This is a genomic window from Streptosporangium sp. NPDC006013, from assembly GCF_040614275.1.
Classification (GTDB): domain Bacteria; phylum Actinomycetota; class Actinomycetes; order Streptosporangiales; family Streptosporangiaceae; genus Streptosporangium.
In genome coordinates this window covers 1-1,340 of record NZ_JBEXUE010000948.1, presented here as the reverse complement: position 1 = coordinate 1,340, position 1,340 = coordinate 1, and the positions used below count along the sequence as shown (strand labels likewise).

Sequence of the window (1,340 nt, the reverse complement as noted above, 5' to 3'; positions counted from 1 at the left end):
GGACGGCCTTCGCGCCAGTCGCCTCGGCGAGCGTGCCCGCCTCCTCGACCAGGGCGAGCGCGTCGTCGCACGCAGGCCGCCGCGGGTGTGGCGGGTGTGATCAAGATGGTGCTGGCCATGCGGCATGGGGTGCTGCCCAAGACGCTGCACGTGGACGCGCCCTCGTCGCAGGTGGACTGGTCGGCGGGCGCGGTGGAACTGCTGACCGAGCAGGCCGAGTGGCCGAAGACCGGTCGTCCGCGCCGGGCGGGGGTGTCGTCGTTCGGGATCAGCGGCACCAACGTCCACCTGATCATCGAGCAGGAGCCGGAGGTGGCGCAGGCCGAGCCAGGGGTGCGGGACCGGACGCCGGCGGCGGGTCTGGTGCCCTGGGTGCTGTCCGCCAGAAGTGACGAGGCGCTGCGTGAGCAGGCGCGACGGCTGGCGGCGCAGGTGAGTGCGCACCGCGAGCCGGACCGGGTGGATATGGGCTTCTCGCTGGTCACGACGCGGTCGGCGTTCGAGCATCGGGCGGTGGTGCTGGCCGGCGATCGTGATGGTGCGCTGGCCGGTCTGCGGGCTGTTGCCGAGGACCTGCCGGATGCGGGTGTGGTGCGAGGGGTGGCCGGGGCGGAGCCGCGGCTGGCGGTGTTGTTCACCGGTCAGGGGAGTCAGCGGGCGGGGATGGGCCGCGAGCTGTATGCGCGGTTCCCGGTGTTCGCGGAGGCGTTGGATGAAGTGTTCGCCGAGCTTGAGCCGCTGCTGGAGAAGTTCGACCGGGAGCCGGCCTGGGGGGCGGACAGCGAGTCGGCTGAGCGGGCGGGGCGTTACCGGGGTTGTTCGTTACGGGAGGTGTTGTTCGCCGAGCCGGGCAGTGAGCCGGCGGGGTTGCTGGATCGGACGGGGTGGGCGCAGCCGGCGTTGTTCGCGGTGGAGACGGCGTTGTTCCGGTTGGTGTCGTCGTGGGGGGTGCGGCCACGTGTGCTGGCGGGGCATTCGATCGGGGAGATCGCGGCGGCGCATGTGGCGGGGGTGTTGTCGCTGGCCGATGCGTGTGCGCTGGTGGCGGGCCGGGCGCGGTTGATGCAGGCGTTGCCGTCGGGTGGGGCGATGGTGGCGGTGCGGACCTCCGAGGAGGAGGTCGCCGCTCTACTGGCGGGGCATGAGGGTGAGGTGTCGATCGCGGCGGTGAACGGCCCGGCCTCGGTGGTGATTTCCGGCGTGGAGGAGCCGGTGCTCGGGGTCGCCGCGGTGCTGGAGGAGCGGGGGGTGCGGACGAAGCGGTTGCGGGTGTCGCACGCGTTCCATTCGCCGTTGATGGATCCGATGCTGGAGGACTTCCGCGCCCTGGTCCGCACGCT

General features: G+C 72.2%; 1 protein-coding gene. It reads left to right on the top strand.

All coding sequences use genetic code 11. The features are described from left to right. Positions 1-105: 105 nt before the first annotated feature. On the top strand, positions 106-1,340 hold a 1,235-nt coding region (locus ABZ260_RS51140; RefSeq protein ID WP_355633258.1), incomplete at its 3' end, for an acyltransferase domain-containing protein.